This is a genomic window from Microcoleus asticus IPMA8 (assembly GCF_013179805.1).
In the GTDB taxonomy this organism is placed as follows: domain Bacteria; phylum Cyanobacteriota; class Cyanobacteriia; order Cyanobacteriales; family Microcoleaceae; genus Microcoleus; species Microcoleus asticus.
On sequence record NZ_SRRZ01000021.1, the window covers coordinates 38,917 to 62,601 of the forward strand.

General features: G+C 46.6%; 19 protein-coding genes, 1 tRNA gene, 1 pseudogene and 1 other annotated feature. Of the genes and pseudogenes, 14 read left to right on the plus strand and 7 right to left on the minus strand.

The window, feature by feature from the left end:
- Positions 1-109: 109 nt before the first annotated feature.
- A complete protein-coding gene (locus tag E5S67_RS07940; RefSeq protein ID WP_172186529.1) occupies positions 110-5,071 on the plus strand; it encodes a non-ribosomal peptide synthetase in 4,962 nt (1,653 codons plus the stop codon).
- Between the two features lie 151 nt (positions 5,072-5,222).
- Positions 5,223-9,317, plus strand: coding sequence for a non-ribosomal peptide synthetase (locus E5S67_RS07945; RefSeq protein ID WP_172186530.1), 4,095 nt, complete (start codon positions 5,223-5,225; stop codon positions 9,315-9,317).
- Positions 9,318-9,539: 222 nt separating this feature from the next.
- On the opposite strand, the gene E5S67_RS07950 is transcribed toward E5S67_RS07945, so the two are convergent.
- Positions 9,540-11,021 carry an inorganic phosphate transporter gene (locus tag E5S67_RS07950; RefSeq protein WP_172186531.1) on the minus strand — a complete coding sequence of 494 codons (1,482 nt, stop codon included), beginning with the start codon at positions 11,019-11,021 and terminating at the stop codon, positions 9,540-9,542.
- A gap of 40 nt (positions 11,022-11,061) precedes the next feature.
- Between E5S67_RS07950 and rplS the strand changes: the two genes are divergently transcribed.
- The 10 genes from rplS (at position 11,062) to rplL (ending at position 15,758) form a co-directional block, all read left to right on the plus strand.
- Positions 11,062-11,445, plus strand: coding sequence for a 50S ribosomal protein L19 (gene rplS / locus E5S67_RS07955; protein WP_172186532.1), 384 nt, complete (start codon positions 11,062-11,064; stop codon positions 11,443-11,445).
- A gap of 134 nt (positions 11,446-11,579) precedes the next feature.
- Positions 11,580-11,652, plus strand: a tRNA-Trp gene (locus E5S67_RS07960).
- Positions 11,623-11,832, plus strand: a complete 210-nt coding sequence (locus E5S67_RS07965) for a hypothetical protein (RefSeq protein ID WP_172186533.1) — start codon at positions 11,623-11,625, stop codon at positions 11,830-11,832. The genes E5S67_RS07960 and E5S67_RS07965 overlap by 30 nt, the downstream gene beginning before the upstream one ends.
- Positions 11,833-11,983: 151 nt before the next feature.
- The gene (gene secE / locus E5S67_RS07970; protein WP_172186534.1) at positions 11,984-12,217 is read left to right on the plus strand and encodes a preprotein translocase subunit SecE; all 234 of its coding nucleotides are present in this window, start codon (positions 11,984-11,986) and stop codon (positions 12,215-12,217) included.
- The gene (nusG, locus tag E5S67_RS07975; protein WP_172186535.1) at positions 12,214-12,852 is read left to right on the plus strand and encodes a transcription termination/antitermination protein NusG; all 639 of its coding nucleotides are present in this window, start codon (positions 12,214-12,216) and stop codon (positions 12,850-12,852) included. Before secE ends, nusG begins: the two co-directional genes overlap by 4 nt.
- Before the next feature lie 3 nt (positions 12,853-12,855).
- Positions 12,856-13,281, plus strand: a complete 426-nt coding sequence (rplK, locus tag E5S67_RS07980; protein WP_006635588.1) for a 50S ribosomal protein L11 — start codon at positions 12,856-12,858, stop codon at positions 13,279-13,281.
- Positions 13,235-13,381, plus strand: coding sequence for a hypothetical protein (locus E5S67_RS07985; RefSeq protein WP_172186495.1), 147 nt, complete (start codon positions 13,235-13,237; stop codon positions 13,379-13,381). The genes rplK and E5S67_RS07985 overlap by 47 nt, the downstream gene beginning before the upstream one ends.
- Positions 13,382-13,575: 194 nt before the next feature.
- Positions 13,576-14,289 (plus strand): 50S ribosomal protein L1, encoded by a 714-nt coding sequence (gene rplA / locus E5S67_RS07990; protein WP_172186536.1) that lies wholly within the window; start codon positions 13,576-13,578, stop codon positions 14,287-14,289.
- 110 nt (positions 14,290-14,399) lie between these two features.
- Positions 14,400-14,572 (plus strand) — a sequence feature (ribosomal protein L10 leader region).
- A 29-nt stretch (positions 14,573-14,601) separates the two neighbouring features.
- Positions 14,602-15,234 carry a 50S ribosomal protein L10 gene (gene rplJ / locus E5S67_RS07995; protein ID WP_172186537.1) on the plus strand — a complete coding sequence of 211 codons (633 nt, stop codon included), beginning with the start codon at positions 14,602-14,604 and terminating at the stop codon, positions 15,232-15,234.
- Positions 15,235-15,371: 137 nt separating this feature from the next.
- Positions 15,372-15,758: a 50S ribosomal protein L7/L12 gene (gene rplL / locus E5S67_RS08000; protein ID WP_172186538.1), complete on the plus strand. Its 387-nt coding sequence runs from the start codon at positions 15,372-15,374 to the stop codon at positions 15,756-15,758.
- Between the two features lie 101 nt (positions 15,759-15,859).
- On the opposite strand, the gene E5S67_RS08005 is transcribed toward rplL, so the two are convergent.
- Together E5S67_RS08005 and E5S67_RS08010 are read right to left on the minus strand one after the other, a co-directional pair.
- Positions 15,860-16,639: an SDR family oxidoreductase gene (locus tag E5S67_RS08005; RefSeq protein ID WP_172186539.1), complete on the minus strand. Its 780-nt coding sequence runs from the start codon at positions 16,637-16,639 to the stop codon at positions 15,860-15,862.
- Complete coding sequence (locus E5S67_RS08010; RefSeq protein ID WP_172186540.1) at positions 16,639-16,965, minus strand: nuclear transport factor 2 family protein; 327 nt, start codon at positions 16,963-16,965, stop codon at positions 16,639-16,641. The genes E5S67_RS08005 and E5S67_RS08010 overlap by 1 nt, the downstream gene beginning before the upstream one ends.
- Before the next feature lie 93 nt (positions 16,966-17,058).
- Here E5S67_RS08010 and E5S67_RS08015 point away from each other — a divergent pair, with 93 nt between their 5' ends.
- Positions 17,059-17,400, plus strand: a complete 342-nt coding sequence (locus E5S67_RS08015; RefSeq protein ID WP_172186541.1) for a winged helix-turn-helix transcriptional regulator — start codon at positions 17,059-17,061, stop codon at positions 17,398-17,400.
- A gap of 361 nt (positions 17,401-17,761) precedes the next feature.
- On the opposite strand, the gene E5S67_RS08020 is transcribed toward E5S67_RS08015, so the two are convergent.
- Positions 17,762-19,378, minus strand: coding sequence for an NAD(P)-binding protein (locus E5S67_RS08020; RefSeq protein WP_172186542.1), 1,617 nt, complete (start codon positions 19,376-19,378; stop codon positions 17,762-17,764).
- Positions 19,379-19,851: 473 nt separating this feature from the next.
- Between E5S67_RS08020 and E5S67_RS08025 the strand changes: the two genes are divergently transcribed.
- A complete protein-coding gene (locus E5S67_RS08025; protein ID WP_172186543.1) occupies positions 19,852-20,235 on the plus strand; it encodes a class I SAM-dependent methyltransferase in 384 nt (127 codons plus the stop codon).
- Between the two features lie 464 nt (positions 20,236-20,699).
- Here E5S67_RS08025 and E5S67_RS08035 read toward each other — a convergent pair whose 3' ends face one another.
- The 3 genes and pseudogenes from E5S67_RS08035 to E5S67_RS33195 all read right to left on the minus strand — a co-directional run bounded on the left by E5S67_RS08035 (position 20,700) and on the right by E5S67_RS33195 (position 23,450).
- Positions 20,700-21,866, minus strand: a complete 1,167-nt coding sequence (locus E5S67_RS08035; protein ID WP_172186545.1) for a coiled-coil domain-containing protein — start codon at positions 21,864-21,866, stop codon at positions 20,700-20,702.
- Between the two features lie 60 nt (positions 21,867-21,926).
- A pseudogene (locus E5S67_RS34665) lies at positions 21,927-22,646 on the minus strand (phycoerythrobilin:ferredoxin oxidoreductase).
- A 546-nt stretch (positions 22,647-23,192) separates the two neighbouring features.
- Positions 23,193-23,450, minus strand: coding sequence for a hypothetical protein (locus E5S67_RS33195; RefSeq protein ID WP_246276676.1), 258 nt, complete (start codon positions 23,448-23,450; stop codon positions 23,193-23,195).
- Positions 23,451-23,685: the final 235 nt, after the last annotated feature.

A 23,685-nucleotide genomic window follows, 5' to 3' on the forward strand; every position in this document is an offset into this window, starting at 1 on the left:
TCATACTCAGGTTAGGCCACTGTAAGCAAGCGGTAAGTTAAGCTCTTAACTTGTGCACTGGTTGAATTTCTTTTATTGATTTGCCCAAGTAATGACAGGATGACTCAAAATGCCCGATCCAAAAATATCGAGCTCATCGCCAAATGCCAGAGGTTCTGTCACGGTTGAGTTAGTTGAGTTTTTATCTTACCTTCGCAGTCTAGATATTAATATTTTTGTTGAGGGCGAGATCCTGCGCTGCAACGCTCCCGAAGGAATTATTACACCCGAACTTAGGGCAGAAATTTCTCATAAAAAAGCCGAAATTATTTCATTTTTAAAAGCAGCTAATCGTACTTCTAGTTTTACTCCTACACCGATTGTTCCTATGGGGCGGGACGGAAATCTACCGCTTTCCTTTGCACAGCAGCGCTTGTGGTTTCTCGACCAATTAGTACCGAACAATCCCTTCTATAATGTTCCCGCAGCATTGCGTTTGACAGGTGCGCTCAATTTTTCGGCGCTGCAACAAACCTTCAATGAAATTGTGCGCCGCCACGAAGCTTTACGCACGACTTTAGCAGTAGTTTCGGGGCAACCTGTTCAGAGAATAGCTGCTGCTTTCCACCTTCCGATTAATGTAGTGGACTTGCGAAACTTGCCAAAGGAATCTCGACAAACTGAAGCAAACAGGCTCACCGCCCAGGAAGCTCAACGCTCTTTCAATTTGTCCAATGACTTGTTGCTGCGAGTCACATTATTGCAGTTAGATGATGCCGAATATTTACTCATGCTGAATATGCACCACATTGTCTCCGATGGTTGGTCTATCGGAGTGCTTATTCAGGAATTAGGCGCGCTTTACACGGCATTTGCTAGGGAAAAACCTTCGCCTTTACCGGATTTGTCGGTCCAGTATGCTGATTTTGCCAAATGGCAGCGCGAATGGCTGCAAGGGGAAGTTTTAGAAACGCAGCTTGCTTACTGGCGGCAGCAGTTAAACGGCATTTCTATGCTAAATTTGCCTGCGGATCGACCCCGGCCAGCAATTCAAAGTTACCGAGGCAAAAGGCAATTTTTGCAACTGCCAAAACAACTGAGCGAGGCTTTAGAAACGTTGAGCCAGCGCGAAGGAGTGACGCTGTTTATGACTATGCTGGCAGCTTTTAAAACGTTGCTTTACCATTACGCGCAGCAAGAAGATATTGTAGTAGGTTCGCCGATCGCCAATCGCAACCGCAGTGAAATTGAAGCATTAATCGGGTTTTTTGTCAACAGTTTGGTGTTGCGTACCGATTTGTCGGGAAATCCAACTTTTCGGGAACTTTTAAACCGAGTCAAAGATGTAGCATTAGGAGCTTACGCTCACCAAGATTTGCCGTTTGAGAAGTTAGTAGAAGAACTGCACCCCGATCGCGCGTTGAACCAAAATCCCTTATTTCAGGTGGCGTTTGCGCTGCAAAACGCGCCGGGGAATCGGTTAGAATTGCCAGAATTAACACTCAGCCCGCAGCAGTTAGATGTGGGTACAGCGCGGTTTGATTTGGAGTTTCATTTGTGGGAGCGATCGCCCAACAGCTCGGGAAGCAACCAATCGCCCAGCAATAAGCTGTGGGTTGATAGCTCTCTGGGCATCAGCGGCATGGTTATTTACAGCGCCGATTTATTTGATGAAGCTACGATTAGCCGCCTGATCGGGCATTTTCAAGCCTTGTTAGAAAGCATTGTGACAAATCCCGACCAGCGAATTGCCAACTTGCAATATTTGAGCGCCAAAGAGCGCTATCATTTGTTAGTTGAATGCAACAATACTCAAGCAGATTATCCGCAAGATTTGTGCATCCATCAGCTATTTGAAATGCAGGCCGATCGGACACCGGATGCGGTGGCGCTGGTATTTGGAGAGGAGCGAGTCACCTATCAAGAGCTAAATCTCCGCAGCAACCAACTAGCACGTTATTTGCAAAAAATTGGGGTTGGGCCGGAAGTTTTAGTCGGGCTTTGCTGCGGGCGATCGCTCGATCTGATCGTGGGGATGTTGGGTATCCTGAAAGCGGGAGGAGCTTACCTAATTTTAGATCCGAGCTATCCTGCTGAGCGATCGAGCTTTATGGTAAAAGATGCTCAATTATCTGTTGTGTTAACTCAGCAGCAATGGGTAGAGAAGTTGCGTGAAGCGAAGCTATCCCGCAGGGAATCGCCCAATTTACAGATAGTTTGTTTAGACACAGACTGGGAGATGATTTCTCAAGAAATCGCCGACAATCCCACCAGCGCAGCCACAGCCGAAAATCTGGTTTACGCGATTTACACCTCCGGGTCCACGGGAAAGCCGAAAGGAGTGGAAATTGAGCACGGGAGCTTGTTAAATCTCGTTTTTTGGCATCAAAGAGAGTTTGGGGTGTCAGCGGGCGATCGAACAACGCAAATTGCAGCGATCGGCTTTGATGCTTGCGGGTGGGAAATTTGGCCTTATCTCGCCGCGGGCTCTAGCATCTACTTTCCAGAAGATGACATGAGGCGAGATCCTGAAAAACTGCAAAACTGGTTAGTATCAAACGCGATCGCAATTAGCTTTTTGCCAACACCTTTAGCCGAGAAAGTTCTGCTATTAGATTGGCCTCAAACAACAGCGCTGCGAATCTTGCTCACAGGCGGCGAAAAACTGCAACAACATCCTTTAAAATCCCATCCATTTAAGCTAGTAAATAATTACGGCCCAACCGAGAACACCGTCGTCACAACTTCCGGTTATATTCCTGTAACAGAGCAAACAGATATCGCCCCGACTATTGGTCGCCCCATTGCTAACACTCAAATCTACATATTAGACAAATATTTGCAGCCAGTGGCGATCGGCGTTGTTGGCGAATTGTACATCGGCGGAAACGGACTCGCTCGCGGCTACCTCAACCGCCCAGATTTAACCGCAGAACGATTTATTTTCAATCCTTTTAAACCAAATTCAGGCATCATTCTCAATGACTTGTTTAGGAACAGGCAAGATGCCTGTTCCACAAAAAAAATCATCTCTTGTGGAACAGGCATCTTGCCTGTTCTCGATAATGGTGCAACATCTCAGTTTAAACCAAATTCAGGAGAGCGAATTTACAAAACCGGCGACTTAGTGCGCTACAGAGGCGATCGCAACCTTGAATTTTTAGGACGCATTGACGAACAAGTAAAAATTCGCGGTTTCCGCATCGAATTAGGAGAAATCGAGACACTATTAACTCAACATCCGGCCGTGCAGCAAACTGTAGCAATAGCTTCGGAAGATGGACAAGGAGATAAACGTTTAGTAGCTTATATTGCCCTGAATGCAGAATATAGCGTTGCCCGCGAAAAAAACCAAATAATGCAATTGCAGAACGAACAGGTTTTGCAGTGGCAAATGCTCTACAATGAAACTTACAATCAACCTGCTGTTGACTCAGATCCAACATTTAATATTGTCGGCTGGAATAGCAGTTATACTAATCGGCCAATCCCAGCAGAACAGATGCGCGACTGGGCGAACAATCAAGCCGCCCAAATTTTAGCTTTGCAGCCGAGCCGAGTGTTAGAAATTGGCTGCGGCACAGGTTTGTTGCTGTTCCAAATTGCCTCTCGCTGCACTCAATATTGCGGAACAGACTTTTCACCTATTTCGCTCAACTATATTCAGCAGCACTTGGCACACCAAGAGTTAGCTAATGTAACGCTGCTTCAGAAAATGGCGACAGACTTTGAAGGAGTAGAGACAGCAGCTTTTGACGCAGTAATTCTCAATTCTGTCGTGCAATATTTCCCGACTATCGACTATCTCGTGCAGGTGCTAGAAGGTGCGGTGAAAGCAACTGCTCCCGGCGGCTTTATATTCATCGGAGATGTCCGCAGCTTGCCGTTGCTGGCAGCTTTCCACGCTTCGGTACAACTGTATCAAGCCGAACCTTCTCTCGCGGGCGAACAGTTGCAGCAGCGAGTACAAATGCAAATTTTTCAAGAAACAGAGTTAGTTATTGAACCAGAGTTTTTTAGCGCATTAAAGCACCGCTTTCCGCAGATTGACGGCGTAGAGATTCAATTAATTCGCGGTAGTTATCGCAATGAGTTAACTGATTTTCGGTACAATGCTATTCTGCATATTGCGTCGGAAACAGCACGCCAAAAATCATTGCCAAAAGGGGAGGAACGCGCCGAAAAACGGCTGGATTGGTCGGCTGAAAATCCGAATCTGACTGTTACCAAGGTGCAACAAATATTATTGCAAAATCAACTCGATGTTTTAAGAATTGCTAATGTGCCTAATGCGCGGGTAACGGCAGCAGTTAAGGCGGCAGAGTTGCTGTCTGTTGTCGATAAATTTCCCACAGCAGGTCAGTTGCAGAAAGCCGTGGAAAAAGTCGAGGATTTAGGAGTCGATCCCGAAGCGTGGTATGCTTTGGAAGTTCCGTATAATGTTAATATTAGTTGGTCGAATTCCGACAGTCAAGGGCGCTACGATGTAGTGTTTGCACGGGGCGAAACCAGAGATTTTGTGCAAGAAACCAGAAGCGATAACTTGCGTCCTTGGCGCTCTTATGCTAACAATCCCTTACAAGGTAAAGTAGCACGGAAATTAGTGCCGCAGTTGCAGGCTTATCTAGCAGAAAAACTGCCGGAATATATGATTCCGTCGGCTTTTGTGGTGCTGGAGTCGCTACCTGTGACGGCTAACGGAAAGGTCGATCGCCTCGCTTTGCCTGCACCGCAACCGATTAAGTTAGAATGGGCTGGCGGTTATGTTGCGCCTCATACTTCTATTGAGGAAGTTTTAGTTAAAATTTGGGCTGAGGTTTTGGGGATAAAGCGAGTGGGTATCCGCGACAATTTCTTTGAATTGGGAGGCCATTCGCTGCTGGCGACTCAGCTTGTTTCGAGAGTGCGAGATGCTTTCGCGGTAGAGTTGCCTTTGCGCCGCGTTTTTGAAGCACCGACAATTGCAGAATTATCTAAGATTGTGGAGAGTTTAAAAGATAAGAATGCTAAAAGTGAAGCTCCGGCTTTAGTGCCGATTTCGCGCGATAGTCGGCGGCGGAAGCTATCATCTTTAAATAGACCTATTGCATAATTTTTTGATTGATAGAGCGACCGCAGATACAAGGCAGATTGACGCCGATTAACGCAGATAATTTCAAGAGAGTTTGTGAATAAGTGCAAGAGATATAATCTAGAAAGTCAATAAAAATGATGGCTGTTTAACAGGTGCAATTTCGATAAATATGCAGCAAGAAACAGAAGTTTTCGTCTTCCCTACATCCTTTGCTCAGCAGCGGCTTTGGTTCCTCAATCAATTAGCACCGGGCAATCCTTTCTACAATGTCTCAACAGCGCTCCGCTTAACAGGTTCGCTCAACTTAAGATCCTTAGAGCAAACCTTCAACGAAATTGTGCAGCGGCACGAAACTTTACGCACCACTTTTACGCTTTTGGAAGGGGAACTCGTACAAATTATTGCTCCCATTCTAACCGTATCCCTCCCTACAATTGACTTACAAAATCTCTCGCCAACTCAGCAGGAAAGCGCAGCGCTGCAACTCGCAACCGATGCAGCGCAATGCCCTTTCGATTTAGCCGCCGGGCCGTTATTTAAAGTAACGCTGTTACAACTCAGTGAAACAGAACATATATTGTTGCTGAATTTACATCATATTGTGGCTGATGGTTGGTCGATTGGAGTGCTAATTCGAGAGCTGGGAACGCTCTACACAGCATTTGTAAAAAATGAGCGTGAAGCGAAGCTATCCCGAAGGGAATCGCACTTACCAGCACTGCCCGTGCAGTACGCCGACTTTGCAGAATGGCAGCACCAATGGTTGCAGGGCGAAGTATTAGAAACCCAGTTAGCTTATTGGCGGCAGCAGTTAAACGGAATTACCACACTCAATCTACCAACAGACAGGCAAAGGCCAGCGGTTCCATCCTACCGCGGCGCTAAACAATTTATAACACTATCACCGGCTTTGAGCGAGGCGCTAAAGTCATTGAGCCAGGAAGAAAGCGCGACTTTATTTATTACTCTACTAGCCGCTTTTCAAACTTTGCTGTACCGCTATACAGGACAAGTAGATATTGCAGTAGGAACGCCGATCGCCAATCGCAACCTGAGCGAAGTAGAAGCATTAATCGGTTTTTTTGTCAACAGTTTAGTGCTGCGTGCAGATTTATCAGGAAACCCAACTTTTCGGGAACTATTGCATCGGGTAAAAAACGTCGCAATGGCAGCCTACGCCCACCAAGATTTGCCCTTCGAGAAGTTGGTTGAGGAAATGCACCCCGATCGCGAGTTGAGCCGCAACCCCCTATTTCAAGTTAGTTTCAGCCTGCAAAACACTCCTGTAGCAGCGCTAGAATTGCCGGGAATTGCTGGAGAGGCGATCGACTTTGACGCGGGAACCGCCAAGCTAGATTTAGAGTGCCACTTGTGGGAAAATGCAGGAAGTATTCAAGGGCAATTTGTCTACAGCACAGATTTATTTGATAGCGGCACAATTGCGCGCATGGCGGGACATTTCCAAACCCTGCTCGAAGCCATTGTTGCCAATCCCAAACACCACCTCAGCGACTTGGCTTTGCTGACAGCGCCAGAATACCAGCAATTATTAATCGATTGGAATGACACTCAGAGAGATTATCCGCAAAACCAGTGTTTCCATCAGCTATTTGAAGAGCAAGTCGCGCGATCCTCTTCGAGGGCTCCGCTAACGCCCGATGCTGTCGCCGCCGTCTTTGAAAACCAGCAGTTAACCTACCGCCAACTCAACAGCCGAGCCAACCAACTTGCACGTTACTTGCAGCAATTGGGAGCAGCACCAGAAGTTTTAGTGGGCCTTTGTGTAGAACGTTCCTTAGATGCGATCGTCGGATTGCTAGGCATTATCAAAGCAGGCGCAGCCTACCTGCCTTTAGATCCAACTTATCCTCAAGAGCGCCTTAACTTCATGTTAGAAGATGCTCAGGTGTCGATTTTGGTAACTCAGCAGCACTTAGCCCAAAACTTGACGCAGCCGGAAAATTACGGAGTTTTTTCAGTAGTGTGTTTGGACTCCCACAGAGAAATTATCGCCCGACAAAGCCCAGAAAACCCAACTACAAATATCCTACCAGAAAACCTAGCCTACGTCATTTACACATCTGGTTCAACCGGAAAACCCAAAGGCGTTCTAATCGAACATCGGGGACTCTACAACTTAGCCCTTGCTCAAATAGAAGCTTTTAACTTAAACTCAAATCACCGCATTTTGCAATTCGCCTCCCTGAGTTTTGATGCCTCAATCTTTGAGATTGTCATGGCCTTGGGAGCCGGATCAACACTTTACTGTGCCCAGAAAGAATCTTTGTTGCCCGGACAAACATTAATCCAATTTTTGCAAGACAATGCTATTACCCACGCTACCCTCCCACCCTCGCTGCTAGCTGTCCTTCCAAACGCCGAACTTCCCGCACTGCAAACAATCATCTGTGCTGGCGAATCCTGTTCCCCGGATATTGTTAAACGCTGGGCTTCCAGGCGCAGATTTTTTAACGCTTACGGCCCTACAGAAGCGACAGTCTGGTCAAGTTTGGCCGAAATTGGCGACCGCAAAAAACCGCCAATCGGCCGCCCAATAGCTAACACTCAACTCTATATTTTAGATAAAAATTTACAGCCTGTACCCGTTGGAATTCCCGGTGAATTATACATCGGCGGCAGCGGATTGGCGCGAGGCTACCTGAACCGCCCCGAATTAACCGCCCAGCGATTTATTGCTAATCCGTTTAGCCAGAAAGCAGGAGAACGAATTTATAAAACTGGTGACTTAGCTCGCTATTTTCCCGACGGCAATATTGAGTTTTTAGGCCGCACAGACGAACAGGTAAAAATTCGCGGTTATCGAATAGAATTGGGAGAAATTGAAGCGCTGCTGGTTCAGCATCCAGCAGTCAAAGAAACAGCGGCGGTTGCTGCGGATGATTTGTCGGGCAACAAACGCCTAGTTGCTTATGTCGTCCCCAATCACAATCAGACGCTTAATCCCGGGGAAATACGCAATTTCCTCAAACAACAACTGCCCAATTACATGATTCCCAGTGCTTTTGTGGCGATGGATTTTCTGCCCCTAACTCCCAATGGCAAAATTGACCGCCTGCGCCTACCTGCACCGGGAACTCTAACTAGCAATTCAATAGATCAAAGCTGCCTTCCACCTCGCACACCAACCGAGTCAACCCTCGCCCAAATTTGGGCCACAATCCTCAACGCAGAGTGCGTTGGCATTGGCGACAACTTCTTCGATTTGGGTGGGGATTCCCTGCTAGCAATCCGCCTCATCAATGAGATTAACCAGCAATTTGAGCGCGAGTTGCCGCTGTCTGCTCTTTTTTTAAATCCAACAATTGAAGGTTTAGCTGATTCGCTATATTCAGGAACAAATTCTCTGGAATGGTCGCCTTTAGTTGCAATTAAGCCTCGCGGTAAAAATCCCCCGTTCTTCTGCGTCCATCCCATCTTTGGCGTCGTATTTCCTTATTGCGAGTTAGCCTTTGGGCTAGGAGAAAATCAACCGTTTTACGGGCTACAACCAAAGGGTATTGACGGCGAAAGTTCTCCGTTAACTAGCATTGAAGACATGGCGGCTGACTACATCGCAGCCTTGCGTACCGTTCAACCAAAAGGGCCTTATTTTTTAGGAGGTTGGTCTTTTGGAGGTTTGGTTGCTTTTGAGATGGCTCAACAGTTGCTCGCAGCCGGGGATGAAGTGGCTTTGCTTGCTGTGCTGGATACTTTAGCGCCGGTTTCTGCTAACAAACCTTCTTTTTGGGACGGTTGCAAGTTTATTCTGACTACTGTTTCGCGCTCTATCTGGCCTTTTGTAGTAGATTATTTTCGCTTGGTGGCTGCTGCAGAAAATGTTCAAAGTGGCGGTATTGCTGCCAAATTTCCGAAATTAAATAAGATGCTTAATTTGGCTGCTAATTTTTTGCATCGCTGGAATTGGAAACAGGCCGTTATGGTTAGCATCCTATCTCGGGAGTCAAAAGAACGGAGCTGGCGCGAGCTGGCAATTCCCTCGATGTTTACTGTATTTCAGGCTAATAGTCAAGCAACTCTCAGCTATGTACCGAAAATTTATCCGCAGCGAATTACTCTGTTTAGATCGAGGGAACAGCTAAGCATGAGTCATCAAGATCCGACTCTTGGCTGGAGTGAATTAACGACCCAAAAAGTAGAGGTGATTAGAGTTCCTGGGAATCACCTGACTATGCTGAGAAAGCCCTGCGTCGGGGTGCTGGCTCAACAGCTAAAGCATTGCTTGAAGAAGGAATTAAGTGATTGAGTGGCCCGCGTGTTGGTGCGCTGCAACCGGGTTTGATGTGCGAAAGCGCTATTAGTCCTGAATCCGATCTTCATCTGCGTGAATCAGCGTCAATCCGTTGTCATCTGCGGTTAATACATTCTCTTTTTTTCACCGCAGATGAGGGCAGATAAACACAGATTAACGCAGATGAATCCGATCGAATCCGGTTGCACCATCCATCTAAAATCTAAAATCTAAAATCTAAAATTGCCCAATGGATTGCGCGATGCTGAAGATGATAGCACCCAAACCTGCTGCGATCGGAATTGTCACCAGCCAAGCCGAACCAATTGACAGCAAAGTTTCCAAGCGTACTGTTTTCCAAGCTTTGATCAGCCCGACTCCGACGACTGCACCGACTAAAGCGTGGGATGTGGAAACTGGCAAACCGAAGCGGGATGCTAGCAAGACTGTGGTGGCTGTGGCTAATTCCGCGCAAAATCCGCCGCTTGGTTGGAGTTCGATGATCTTTTCGCCGACTGTGGCAATTACATTTTTACCCCAGATGGCTAAACCGATGACTATTCCTGCGCCTCCGAGGACTAAAATCCACAGGGGAACGCTGAAATCTCCTGAGGGAAAGGAACCTGTGCGCCGGATGTAGGCGATCGCAGCTAGGGGAGCAACTGCATTGCCTACGTCGTTGGAACCGTGGGAAAATGCTACAAAACAGGCGCTCAAGACTTGAAATCTCGCCATTTGTTGCTCGATGAGAGAGTGGCGGAGTTTCGGAGTTTCGGAGGGGGGGAGAGTGGGAGGGGGGGAGAGTGGGAGAGTGGGAGAGTTTGTGTTTGTACTTCTTCCTTCTTCCTTCTTCCTGACATCCGTTACATCCGTTACAGAATCCGTTGCCGAACTTCCTTCTTCCTTCTTCCTTCTTCCTTCTTCCTTCTCAACTGATTCTAATTTTTTCCAGCTATTGAGTGTCAGGACGATCGCCCCAATACTTCCGATGCCAATGACAATATCGTGAGTTGGAATATTCCAGCCAAATCGATCGTGCGCTAGGGCGATCGCCCCTGTCTGCACCAAAGCGACATTCACAACAGACGGCAGTACAATTATCCCAAATACGCTCAGCATTGCTGCACTCAGCCAAGGTATCCACTCGCGCAGTTGAGATAGAGGATCTGGCCGATCGAGAATCCAATACTTCACCCCACTGTAAAATAGCGCTGCTAAAGCACCGCTGGCGATCGGTGTCGCCACCCAAGTTAGGGAGATCGTGCCGATGGTTCGCCAATCAACCGCATTAATTCCGGCTGCAACACAGCTAAAACCCGCGATCGCGCCCACCACTGCATGGGATGAAGAAACCGGCAAACCTCGACTGGTAGCGATTTGCAGCCAGATCCCGCAAGCTATCAGCACTGACACCATCCCGATTAAAAATACTTGCGGCTGAGTAGAGAACACATCTGCATTCACAACTCCTGTTGCCAGAGTTTCGGAAACTCCTTGGCCGAACAGCACTGCGCCGGAAAATTCCAGTATGCCTGCAACAATTATTGCCTGCCGCAGCGTTAGCGCCTTCGAGCCTACGGATGTCCCCATCGAGTTAGCGACATCGTTTGCCCCCAAGTTGGCGGCGACGTACAAGGCCAGTGCAGCCATTGCCCCCAGTTGCAGAAATACGACCCCAGAGCTATCTAACATAGAAATTTTTTGACATAAAACGGGCATTTCGATATATGATAAGGGATTGTGAGTTTTGGTAAATCCCATGAAAGGCGCAGAAATAATCCGTTCTATCGAAACGGAAGAAATAAATAGAGTCAAGCAAGAACTTAATAAACAACTCCCCGAAATTTACGTGGGCGACACAGTGCGAGTCGGCGTGAAAATTAAAGAGGGTAACAAAGAACGGGTTCAGCCCTACGAAGGGACTGTGATTGCCATGCGCAACGGCGGGATTAATGAAACAATCACCGTCCGTCGCGTGTTTCAGGGCGTCGGAGTGGAACGGGTGTTTTTGATTCACTCGCCCCGCATCGCCACGATCCAAGTGATGCGCCGCGGGAAAGTCCGCAGAGCAAAACTTTACTACCTGCGCGATCGGGTGGGCAAAGCTACTCGCGTCAAACAGCGGTTCGATCGCTCCCTGTAGGAATGCACCCAGCTTTCCCTTGGTTCATGGTTCATGGGAAATTGAAAAAAATCAAAAAAAAGTTTTCCATTTACGAGCGCACTGTGTTAAAATAGAAATCTAGAGGTTAAGCGAATTTCAGCAACCTCACCTGTGCGCTCTTAGTTCAGTTGGTAGAACGCAGGTCTCCAAAACCTGATGTCGGGGGTTCAAGTCCTCCAGGGCGCGCTGAATCACCAAACTTTAAATTCTGCCCGAAAGCGCCCGGACTATTGGCTGGCAACAGTCAAAACCGCAAACTTTCGGGTAGAATTAGTTTTTGTGGGCGGTTCGCAAAAAATGCCATCAACAAATGCTCGGTGTGGCTTCTCGATCGTCGGTTTCGGCGATCGGCATTTACGCCGTTGATTGGTTGGGCTTGTAAAAAAGTCGTGGCTTTAGATTAGAGATTTGGGACTTGGGCGTAAGTGGTTAGTGTCACAAAATCTGAGAGCCGCGGGCCACTCACACCATCTAAAATCTAAAACCTAAAATCTAAAATCGCAAGGGGGATTGAATCGTGGCGAAAAAAGACGAAGCTCAAGAAACTCAAGAAATAACGGCGCCTGGGTTTAACCCTGCGGGTTTTTTTAAGGAAACTAGAGAAGAACTCGACAAAGTGGTTTGGCCCAGCAGGCAGCAGCTAATCAGCGAGTCTTTGGCAGTGCTTTTGATGGTAATCCTCTCAGCAAGCCTGATCTATTTGGTGGATAATTTCTTTAACTGGGGCGCGGGAAAGGTGTTTGGGCCATGACTTTTGCATCAGAAGAATCTGAGTATTCCACAGAAGCGACGGGACAGGCAGCATCGCCAGAGGTGCCGGAGATTGATGCTCGCTGGTATGCTGTTCAAGTTGCCTCTGGCTGCGAAAAGCGCGTGAAGGCAAACTTGCAGCAGCGGATTCAAACTTTGGATGTTGCCGATCGCATCGTTCAAGTCGAAATTCCGCAAACTCCGGCGATCAAAGTCGGCAAAGACGGTTCCAGGCGGCAGTCAGATGAAAAAATCTTTCCCGGCTACGTACTCATCCGTATGTTTATGGACGAGGATACGTGGCAGGTGATCAAGAATACCCCGAATGTAATTAATTTTGTCGGGGCAGAGCAGAAACGCCGCTACGGGCGCGGCAGGGGTCACGTCAAACCGCTACCTCTGAGTCATTCGGAAGTAGAACGGATCTTCAGAAACGCTCAGGAATCAGAACCAGTTGTCAAAGTATCGATGTCTGCTGGAGACCACGTTGTGGTACTTTCCGGGCCGTTTAAGGATTTTGAAGGTGATGTGATTGAAGTTAGCCCGGAACGAAACAAGCTCAAAGTTTTACTCTCGATTTTTGGGCGCGATACGCCTGTAGAATTGGAGTTCAATCAGGTTCAGAAACAGAACTAACTAATGGCAAAGAAAGTTGTTGCAGTAATTAAGTTGGCGATTACGGCGGGAAAAGCCAACCCAGCTCCTCCGATCGGCCCAGCCCTGGGTCAGCACGGCGTCAATATTATGATGTTTTGCAAGGAGTACAATGCTAGAACCGCAGACCAAGCGGGTCTGGTGGTTCCGGTAGAAATTTCGGTTTTTGAAGACCGCAGTTTTACGTTTATTCTCAAAACTCCGCCGGCGTCAGTTTTGATTCAAAAAGCCGCTGGCATTGCTAAGGGTTCGGGAGAACCTAATCGCAAGCAAGTAGGGACGATTACACAGGCTCAGTTACGAGAAATCGCTGAAACCAAAATGCCTGACCTCAATGCTAATGATGTTGAGGCTGCTATGAAAATTGTGGCAGGAACGGCTAAAAATATGGGCGTGGCGATCGCGGATTGAAGGAAGAAGGAAGAAGGAAGAAGGAAGAAGGAAGAAGGAAGAAGGAAGAAGGAAGAAGGAAGAAGGAAGAGTTTTCCTAGTCCAAGTTCCAAATTGCTAATCCAAAATTTCTGATTTTGAAGCTCAAATCTTCAATCTAAAATCCAAAATCCAAAATCCAAAATCGACCGATTCAGGGGGAGAAGCAAAGCTTCGCTAGGAATCGCAAATGTTTTAGATTTGAAATGACCAAAACGGCTCAATTCTAAAATCTAAAATCTAAAATCTAAAATCGACTAACCCCAAAAAACAACAATGGCAAAGAAAGTATCCCGAAGACTGCAAGAACTTCAAAAGAAAGTTGAAGAGAGACCTTATCTACCGCTGGAAGCTCTGCAACTTTTGAAAGAAACAGCAACCGCTAAGTTTGGCGAATCTGCTGAAGCTCACATCCGTTTGGGAATTGACCCGAAATATACTGACCAACAGTTGCGGACAACTGTATCGCTACCAAAAGGAACTGGTCAAGTAGTCAGAATTGCGGTGATTGCTAAGGGCGAAAAAGTTAAAGAAGCTCTGAATGCCGGCGCGGATATTGCTGGTTCTGAAGAGTTGATCGATGAAATTCAGAAGGGCATGATGGACTTCGATTGCCTGATTGCTACCCCAGACGTGATGCCGTTGGTGGCAAAATTGGGTCGGTTGTTGGGCCCGCGCGGTTTGATGCCTTCTCCGAAAGGTGGCACGGTGACGACTGACATTGCTCAGGCGATCAACGAGTTTAAAGGTGGTAAACTAGAATTCCGTGCCGATCGAACTGGCATCGTTCATGTTATGTTTGGCAAGGCAGCTTTCTCAGCGGAAGATTTGCTGGTCAACCTTCATGCTTTGCAAGAAACTGTTGACCGCAACCGTCCTTCTGGTGCAAAAGGTCGCTACTGGCGCAGTTTGTACGTATCCGCAACAATGGGCCCGTCGATCGAAGTCGATATCAGTGCCCTGCGCGATACGAAAATTGACGCTGCCTAGTACAGAATTAAGCAGAAGGCAGAAGGTAAAAGACAGCTTCGGCTGTCTGTGTAAATCTCTGACAAGACTTAAACCAGACCTCGGCTAATATCTGCCTTCTGGTGATAGCCTAATCAAAAATCAATAAGCTGAAGACCGCAGGTGCCGACCGCTTAATTTCCTGCCGAGGCTGAAGAAATAAAAACTCAAGACTCAAAGATTAGAAATTTTCTATTTTTAATTCTGACTTGTTAATTTTTAATTCTCTGCCCCGGCTCGAAGGTCGGGGTTTTTGACGGGCAGTTTTCGATCCTAAAAGGAGGTGAAATAAGTATGGGCAAAACTTTAGCAGTAAAAAATGAGATTATTGCAGACCTCAAGCAAACTTTGAGCGAATCTCAACTGGCGATCGTGATTGACTACACGGGCTTAACTGTTGCTGAAATCACAGATTTGCGTCGGCGTTTGCGTCCGAAAGGCAGCAGTTGCCAAGTGGCAAAAAACACGCTGATGCGAATTGCGGTTGAAGGCAACGAAACCTGGCAGCCGATACAGGAATTGCTCACAGGTACGTCGGCGTTTGTGTTCGTGCAAGAAGATATTGGCGGCGCGATTAAAGCTTACCAAGAATTCCAAAAAGTCTCTAAGAAGACTGAACTTCGCGGCGGCGTGATGGAAGGACGGGTCCTGAAAGAAGCTGATGTTAAAGCATTAGCCGATCTGCCGTCGAAAGAACAACTCATGGCTCAAATTGCTGGCGCTATCAACGGTGTCGCAACCAAGTTGGCTGTGGGTATCAATCAAGTTCCTACCTCGATCGCCCGTGGTCTTAAGGCTTATGCTGAAAAAGACGGCGGTTCAGTAGAAGTAGAAGCAGAAGCACAAGCAAAACCTGAAGCAGAAGCAGAAGCACCAGCACAAACTGAAGCAGAAGCACCAGCAGAAGCAGAAAGCCCATCTGCGTAAGTCATTAGTAATTAGTCACGAGTCAAGAGTCGTTAGTTTTGAGAAAGAAACTGATGACTGCAGACGAGAAACTCATAATTAATGAGCAATCGAAAACCTCACATTCCAAATCTACAATCGAACTAGGAGTTCAAAAAATGTCTACTGCAACTGACGAAATCTTGGATAAACTTAAGTCTCTGACTTTGCTCGAAGCTTCTGAATTGGTCAAGCAAATTGAAGAAGCTTTCGGCGTCAGCGCTGCTGCTCCTGTCGGCCAGATGATGATGGGCGGCCCTGCTGCTGTCGCTGCTGAACCCGTAGAAGAGCAAACCGAATTTACTGTCATGCTCGAAGAAGTTCCTGCTGACAAGAAAATCGCAATTCTGAAGGAAGTCCGGGCGATTACCGGTCTGGGTCTGAAGGAAGCGAAAGACTTGGTAGAAGCCGCACCGAAAGCAGTTAAGGAAGCGATTGCTAAGGATGCTGCTGAAGAAATGAAGAAACAGCTTGAAGCTGTGGGCGCAAAGATTTCTATCAAGTAGTCAGAGAATGTAGTTGATATCAATTCCGGTGACACCGGAATGATGGTTGACTGTTGACTGTTCCCTAAACGGAACTCCCCCGCATACGGGGGAAGTTCCGGTTAAGCTGTTGGGACAGTTCCTCCGTCAATCACGTGTTCTGTACCGGTAATAGACGCTGCGCGCGGTGATGCCAAAAACGCGATCAGATTTGCCACTTCAGCCGGTGTTGATGGTCGCCCGAGTGGAATGCCACCCAGCGATTCCATAATGATCCGCTTGCCTCCTTCGTAATCGGTGCCTGCTTGTTGGGCAAGGCGTTCGGCTAAAGCCACGGATGCCTCGGTTTCTACCCATCCCGGAGACACGCGCAAGACTCGTACACCTTTTGGCGCGACTTCTTTAGACAAGCTTTTGCTGTAGGTTGAAAGCGCGGCTTTGGCTGCCGCATAAGCAGTGGTTGAGTCCGGCAGGGGAAGCTGGTGTTGAATTGATGTGACATGGATAATTACCCCCTCCCCTTGCGTCACCATTCCGGGCAGTAGGGCGCGGTCTAGGCGTACTGCGGGAAAAAGGTTGAGATTCAATTCCTGTTGCCATTCTCGATCGTCGAGTGCCGCAAAACCGCCAGCCGGTGCTGATGAACCACCCAACACATGAACGATGATATCTACGCCACCAAGACGTTCGTTAACGGCGTCCACCACAGCCTTACATCCCTCTAGGGTCGTCAGATCGGCGGAGATAAACAGTTTTTCTGGAAAGGAGCGAGGGCGGACTCGTGCCGCAGTCAGCACACTGGCTCCACAATCTTGAAAGAGAGTGACAACGGCTCCACCAATTCCTTTGGTGCCAGCAGTAACCAATACTCGTTTCCCGTTCAGTTCTAAATTCATAGACATCAGTTAATCTCCAGAGATTGGATTTTGCCACTTTTAAGTTGAAAAGAGTGACGGAGTTGTATCGGGCTGCCGGGAAAATTCCCGGTGATTTTGGCAACGACTGTCACAGACTCTCCCACTTGAGCGGTGCTAATTGGCTCTGTACAATATTCAAATTTTTTCCGCGACTCCTGAAGCCACGACTGAATCGCTCCATGCCCTCGATGAGTCTTGCCTTCGTCAAACACTACGGCATCCTGCGTGAAACAATCCGTTATCCGGGTAGTGTCTGTGCCGTTACAGGTGACGAAATAGGTGCCGATCGATTCAGCCAGTTGCAGATTCATTTTTGTTTCTCTTGCTGGAAAGTTGCTGCACAAGAATTCTCTGCTTAGACTTGCAAATAATCAAGAACGCACGAAAAAGTAAGTTGCACACCTATGAGAAAGGTTTACACCCCCTCGACGGCAGCGGCAGATGTCGCAGAAGTGATACGGTTGCTGGAAGGGCGCTGGAAGCTGGTCATCCTCTTTCATTTGTTCGACGGCAAAGTGCAGCGCTATTCTGATTTCGAGAAACTTATTCCGGGCATCTCCCAAAAGATGCTGTCCCAGCAATTAAGGACGCTGGAAGCTGACGGGATTGTGATCCGAAAGATCTATCCGCAGGTACCGCCTAAGGTTGAATATAGGCTGACCGCGTGGGGACAGGCTTTGTGCCCTGCTCTGGATGCACTTCTGAATTGGGCGGAGCAGAAGGGTCGTTTCGAGGACTCAGCTTAACAAAACATTGCACTAGACATCTCCAGAAATTCTAAATTTTGAACGATATTATTAGGGTTTCAGCCCTGTTTTTCGTAATTATTGGAGATGTCTACTGGGCAAATCGGTGAACGTGGCGTTAGACCGCCAGGTCTCAATTAGGACAGTCGCTTGAAGTTACTTGCAGGGCATTCAAAATTAAAATCGCTAAGCATGAGTAGCTGTAACGACGATTTGTAACAACAATTAGTTAGTGCAGCCGTCGTTTAATCGGAACTTACCCCCTGCGGGGTAGTTCCGCCTAAATTTAATCGCGCGATAGTTACATCTCTCGCGCGATTAATTATTTTTTGCGCTAGGGAAACTGCATTGCCGTGTCCTCTTAGATTTTAGAGGCGGCCTCCATTTGCCGCACTACTGTTAAAGCTGAATAGGAAACGCCGGCCGTTCCTTCTCCGGGATGGGTGGAGTCGCCCACTAACCACAAGTTTTTAATTGGTGTGCGGTTGGCAAATCCGAAGGGGCCGAAGGTTGGTATTCGCTGCCCGATACCACCCACAACGCCTCTATCTCTCGCTGTGTAGCGGGCAAAGGTGCGGGGTGTGGCGGCTTCTTGGTGTACGATCGACTCTGGCGTAAAATTGAAATATTCGCTCAAACGGGCGATCGCCCCTGCGGTATATTTTTGCTTTAATCCTTCATAATCAACCGAATTCCACCACATTCGAGTATCAGTAAATGAGGAAGCGATAATTGTCGCCATTCCCTTCGGTGCTCGGCCATCTCCCGAATGGCTGACAGAAACAAATAATGAATTATTCTCCCCTATCTCGCCGTCGTAATCGTAGAGAAACTGAAGGTGCGGCGGACAATTTGCCGGAATTGCGCTTTCATGCACTCCCAAATATATGACAAATGCACCGGATGCGGGCGGCAATTTATCTACTCGATATTTGTAGCCAGCCATTTGATTTGGGAGTTTGTTTGTTGTCTCTGAAGTTTCTGATTTAACCGATAAATTATCTGTTAAATTTCCGACACTAGGCTCGCTTGACATTAATTTTACTAGATTTTGCGCGGTCACGTTGGCAACAATGCGATCGGCTGTTTCTGTCCAAACTTCGCCTGTTTTTTGATTGCGAATCACTGTACCGGTGGCTTTGCCGTTGGCGCTGACAATACTTTCAACTGTGTGTCGCAATAAGACTTTGCCGCCGTCTCTTTCGATCGCCCCTACGAGTCGATCGCTCAATACCTGCATACTTCCTTGTAGATGATACAATCCCTGTGGCGTTTGTGAAACTCCTAAAGCCGTCGCCGCGTAAAGCAGCGCCGTTTCTTCGGTATCGACTTGAGAATACAATTTTAACTGCAAATCCAGAAAAGTTTTCAAGCGCAAATTGTCGCCCAACCCACAAAGCCGCAAAGCATCTCCCACTGTCATAAAAGTGAAAGGCAAAGTAATTAGAGTATCGGGGCGAACTGCTTGAATTAATTGCCAGAAATCCCATAAGTTTCTGGGCGGTAAAACTGGATCGCGCCCTTGAAATTTCCAGCTAGCTTTGAACAAAGCAGACAATAATTGCCAAAAAGGTTCGCTTCCAGGAAACTGCCGCTGCCTTTCTTGCTGCCACTTTTGCGGATCTCGCCACACACTAATCGGTGCGGTTTCTCCCGGCAAAAACACCGCACAAGCGGGATCGCAGGGTGTGGCGGCGGGAAGTTCTATGTTTAATTCTGAAAAAATGCGGTGGTGAATGCCTCCGGGTTCCAATCCTGCAACCTGCGTGGCGCCGACATCGAAGGTAAAGCCTTTGCGTTTGAAGGTGGAAGCGCATCCTCCGGGGACGATCGCCTGGTCTAAGACTAGCACTTTGTATTTTCTGCGGGCTAGCAGGGCGGCTGCTGTGAGTCCGCCGATGCCGGCTCCAATTACCGTGACGCGGCTCTTAGTGTCTGCTGGATTGGATTTGCTAAAAGGGGTAGGAGCGATCGTCATAATTTATTTATTGTAATATTTCTTAATATTATTATCATACATTACAAAAAAAAGCTTCGACAGGTTTCAATCTGTCTGTGGAGTGCGAGTTCGGACTGGTAAGGGTGAAACATTTGGGCATAAAATCAAAGGTTGAAAACATGAATTTTCGCCCCTTGGCTTACACCCTACATCTCGCGAGATAGTAGGAGATGATTAGTTGGAGATGTCTCTTGTACTTTTCACCTGCTATACTGAGCCGATCGCACATCATTTGCATGGCTTTTGAGAGCAAGCCCTTCCTTAGAATAGATACTTTTGCAAAATCAGGTGTAGTTCAGCTTAATTATTTTTCAAATAAGGTTGAATCTAATGAGTTTGAATACTTGTGAAATTTGCGGTAATCCGCAAGATAACACCCGTTAAAAAATCGAACCCATTCAATAATTTCCGGGTTTAAATAACAACCCATTTGAGTATATTGAATGCAGTGAATGCGGTTGCTGGCAAATAGTGAACGTTCCCAACATTTGTCACAATATTATTCATTTAACTATTACTCTTTACAAATCTCTAACGTTAAAGAAACCAAGGGCTTGTTTAGATTTATGAAGCGTAAAAGAGCAGAAAATTACCTGGGTAACAAAAACTTATTGGGAGAAATTTTATCAAACATATACGGACTTCCTTATTATTTTGACTGGCCGATCGAGGTCAATGTGACATGGGAATCGAAAATATTAGATGTTGGTTGCGGTACGGGGGATCTTTTGCTGCGTCTAGCTGAAGAAGGTTTTTTTAACCTTACAGGACTCGATCCTTTGATTGAAGGTGATATTTTATATAAAAATGGTGTCCAGATTCTTAAAAAAAAATAGCGGAACTAGAATATCGGTTTGATTTGATTATGCTGCATCATTTTTTTGATCGTATACCCCAACCGCAGGAGGTTCTAAAAAATATATGGCGACTGCTAAAACACGATCGGTATGCTTTGATTAGAATTCCTGTCACCTCAACTTATGCGCGGCGAGAATAAGGTGTCAAATGGGGTCAAATTGAGCCTCCGATTCACTTGTTTTTACACGCTCTGAAAAGTATGAAATTACTAGCAAATGAGATGGGATTTCAAATAAAAGATATTGTGTTTGACTCGTGAGAATTACAATTTCTCTGCGGTTGAGAGTTTTCGGATTTTCCCGATCTTGAGCTTAAAGAATTTAAACTAAAAGCTGAGGAATTAAATAAAAATAATGACGGCGATCGGGCTGCTTTTTATTTGTACAAACCATGAAATAATCGATCGCGCTCGCGCGCGATCGATTTCTCTGCTGATTTAGAATCAGGGACGCCGCCACTTGTTGAGATAAGCTTCGCCAATCCCAGCCACAGCCTGCATTTGACCTAGCTGTTCCCGTAAAGCTTTGATGGTTCTTAGCTGTTCTTGAGACTGTTGCTGCAAAGCGTCGTAATTTCGCTGTATCGCCGCACTCTGGCTCAATTGATTTTCTAGAGATTGCAACTTGGTTAGTTGAACTTGGAATTCTCCGATCGCACTTGACTTTTCGGCTAACTGGTGCTGCAAAGATTCGTAACTCGACTGCGACACGGTTTGCTGCAATTGCTGTCCCAAAGTTTGCTTTTCGGTAGCTAATTGCTGCTGCAAGGATTCCAGAGAACTTTCTCTTTCGGCGACTTGCTGCTGCAAAGATTCCAAAGCACTGGATTTTTCTGCTAGCTGTTGCTGAAACTCGTGTTCCCGGTGTTCTCTTTCGGCGACTTGCTGCTGCAAAGATTCCAAAGCACTGGATTTTTCTGCTAGCTGTTGCTGAAGCTCGTGTTCCCGGTGTTCTTTTTCGGCGACTTGCTGCTGCAAAGAAGCTATCGAACTTTCGCGTTCAGTCAACTGTTGCTGTAAACTTTCGTAACTTGAATTCGGTACAGTTTCCTGCAATTGGCTTTCTAGATTTTGCTTTTCGGCGACTTGCTGCTGCAAAGAAGCGATCGAACTTTCGCGTTCACTCAACTGCTGCTGTAAACTTTCGTAACTTGACTTCGGTACAGTTTCCTGCAATTGGCTTTCTAGATTTTGTTTTTCGGTGGCCAATTGCTGCTGCAAAGAAGCGATCGAACTTTCGCGTTCACTCAACTGCTGCTGTAAACTTTCGTAACTTTCTTGCAGCGGATTTGGCTTTACACTCACCGAGTCCGATAGAGTTTCTGCCGTTACAGCGTCATTAAATTCGCTTTCTTCGGCTGTTTCCCCTTGCAAGTGGGCCGCCTCTACCTCCGTTTCTTCACCTTTTTTCCAAGTGACAGTAACTTCCGTCTTGTCCTTAGAAATATCCAGAGCGCCTTGTGCCAAGCGTTCTAGGAGTTCCGACCTTGATATTCCGAGCTTTCGAGCGATCGTGTTTAATCGATCGGCACTAGAAGAAGTCAGCGAAAGTCCGACTTTGACTTTACTTTCTGAATTGGAACTAACTACATTGCGATTTTTTTTGACCATTGGCATTTTCCTCATGCCAACCTACACTTATTAGTGTAGTGGCTGAAGCTTGTATTAAAATTAATTCTTGTTACTTACCAATTGTGCCAGCTTCCGTTCCCAATTGAACAAAAATCCGTGAATATACTCTTCAGTCCATTCCTCGCCGTAGAACCGCTTAAACATTCCCTGGCCCGGGCTTTTTTCGGCACGATACCGCAGGCAGCATTGTTGAGCTTGTTAGATATTATCTAACTTTGCGCCCGATGTCACCGGTTCGGCGCGATCGACCAAATCGAAATCAGCGGCTAGATAGTCTTTGAACGGTGCAAAAACGCGAGTTTCCATATACTTCCGTTTCCTTGGGGCTCCACAGAAACGCCGACGAGAAAAACTGCTTAGCTTCCTCTGGAAAGTCGCCACCCCAGGGAAGGTGCGGTTGATGAGTTTGAAAAATTTGTTCGATCGGTCCAGTATACTTAGCCTGGTAGTCAGCGTCGCCGCCAAACAGAGGCTGCATATCCAGAGAATTAAATGACCACCCGGCAGCGTCACCAAATCCCCGCCAAAAAACGGCAAATCAAAGTTAAGATGCCAGAAGATCGCAAAATTGAGAAGTTGCAAGCTGCTGTCGCCTTGAAGGTGAGCCGCGCGAAGTTGCCGCAGTTTCGGGGATGCAAAAGCGTAACAGGTAGTTACGATCTGCTGAGTTGGTTTTTTCCTTTTGGCTACTGTAGCTTCCTTGAGTTTAAACCCTTCTAGAATCGGGTAATACTGTAAGTCTAACCGATTTTTAATCAAAGCGTTCGACGCATCTAAAAAAGGCTTATTAAGAGCAATATCGATTTTATATTTGAGATTTTACCTCCTCAATCCACAGGTTGATAGTAAAAAATAAAGTTTTTTTCCTGTTTATTTGAGATTTTAGATTGGAAATTTTACCTACTAAATCGAGAGGTTTGTAGCCATGACTAAAGTTTTTACGGCGAACTTGTTTTTTTGAAAAATATATGTAAACTTAGTGGTCATCGCGAGTTCGCTGTTACAGCTAAAGGCACAGCATCTTCAAACAAAAACTCCTCCAAAATTTCTCAGCCAATTCGTGACCGAAATAACTGCTAAACAATCCCGAAGCCCCGTCTCTGTCTGCACTCTACTGGCTGCAATCTTTTTGACTTTTAACGATGGGCTGGATATTTTCTGGGTAGTCAGCGGTTGTGCTGAGCGCAGCATTTTTTAGTAGAAATTGATATAGTGTTTATAAGCTGTATATACCCGGTTTTATCCAGTTTTAGCGAATCACAGCAAGTATCTATAAAAATAGTGATTGACCTCATAAAAATTGATTTATAAATTTTGGCTCAAATCGTGGTACTTATCGCGGAGCGATTCTAGATGTTGAACATATTTTGCTATATAAGCCTCATCTCTAAATAGTGGCTGAAAGTCGAGAAAAACCCAAATTTTCTTCTTGCAGAAAGACAAGAGGTCAATTCCCAACAGCGGCAAATCGTAATTGTGACTCGGATAAATCACGCAATTAAAAACTTGAGCAGATGCACCCGCATCAATGTAAGTGTAGCGGCTTTTCGCAATTGCGGGCATTCGTAACACCAACTGCGGATAGTATCTGGGGTTTTCCCGCGCTCGCTGTGACTTCCAACCCGGAGGGAATGGGGCGACTTTGCAAATCAAAGCTGTGAAACACCTCTTGCCTAGGTATTGCCGAAAAGGCTGGTAGATGGCGAATTAATTCAGATGCTAAAACTCTTGCGATCGTCAAGGACGCCGATCGCGCCTGTCTCGTTTATTAGAAACAAAGTAACAATCCGTAATATTG

Excerpts from the sequence above, each read along its gene's own strand:
- E5S67_RS07965 (WP_172186533.1), top strand. The coding sequence starts at position 11,623 with ATGTCGGGGGTTCAAGTCCTCCAGGGCGCGCTGAATCACCAAACTTTA.
- rplA (WP_172186536.1), top strand. The coding sequence starts at position 13,576 with ATGGCAAAGAAAGTATCCCGAAGACTGCAAGAACTTCAAAAGAAAGTT.
- E5S67_RS07940 (WP_172186529.1), top strand. The coding sequence starts at position 110 with ATGCCCGATCCAAAAATATCGAGCTCATCGCCAAATGCCAGAGGTTCT.
- E5S67_RS07950 (WP_172186531.1), bottom strand. The coding sequence starts at position 11,021 with ATGCCCGTTTTATGTCAAAAAATTTCTATGTTAGATAGCTCTGGGGTC.
- E5S67_RS08020 (WP_172186542.1), bottom strand. The coding sequence starts at position 19,378 with ATGACGATCGCTCCTACCCCTTTTAGCAAATCCAATCCAGCAGACACT.
- E5S67_RS08035 (WP_172186545.1), bottom strand. The coding sequence starts at position 21,866 with ATGGTCAAAAAAAATCGCAATGTAGTTAGTTCCAATTCAGAAAGTAAA.
- E5S67_RS33195 (WP_246276676.1), bottom strand. The coding sequence starts at position 23,450 with ATGCCCGCAATTGCGAAAAGCCGCTACACTTACATTGATGCGGGTGCA.
- E5S67_RS08010 (WP_172186540.1), bottom strand. The coding sequence starts at position 16,965 with ATGAATCTGCAACTGGCTGAATCGATCGGCACCTATTTCGTCACCTGT.
- nusG (WP_172186535.1), top strand. The coding sequence starts at position 12,214 with ATGACTTTTGCATCAGAAGAATCTGAGTATTCCACAGAAGCGACGGGA.
- rplK (WP_006635588.1), top strand. The coding sequence starts at position 12,856 with ATGGCAAAGAAAGTTGTTGCAGTAATTAAGTTGGCGATTACGGCGGGA.
- rplS (WP_172186532.1), top strand. The coding sequence starts at position 11,062 with ATGAAAGGCGCAGAAATAATCCGTTCTATCGAAACGGAAGAAATAAAT.
- E5S67_RS08015 (WP_172186541.1), top strand. The coding sequence starts at position 17,059 with ATGAGAAAGGTTTACACCCCCTCGACGGCAGCGGCAGATGTCGCAGAA.
- E5S67_RS08025 (WP_172186543.1), top strand. The coding sequence starts at position 19,852 with ATGCGGTTGCTGGCAAATAGTGAACGTTCCCAACATTTGTCACAATAT.
- E5S67_RS08005 (WP_172186539.1), bottom strand. The coding sequence starts at position 16,639 with ATGTCTATGAATTTAGAACTGAACGGGAAACGAGTATTGGTTACTGCT.
- rplL (WP_172186538.1), top strand. The coding sequence starts at position 15,372 with ATGTCTACTGCAACTGACGAAATCTTGGATAAACTTAAGTCTCTGACT.
- E5S67_RS07945 (WP_172186530.1), top strand. The coding sequence starts at position 5,223 with ATGCAGCAAGAAACAGAAGTTTTCGTCTTCCCTACATCCTTTGCTCAG.
- rplJ (WP_172186537.1), top strand. The coding sequence starts at position 14,602 with ATGGGCAAAACTTTAGCAGTAAAAAATGAGATTATTGCAGACCTCAAG.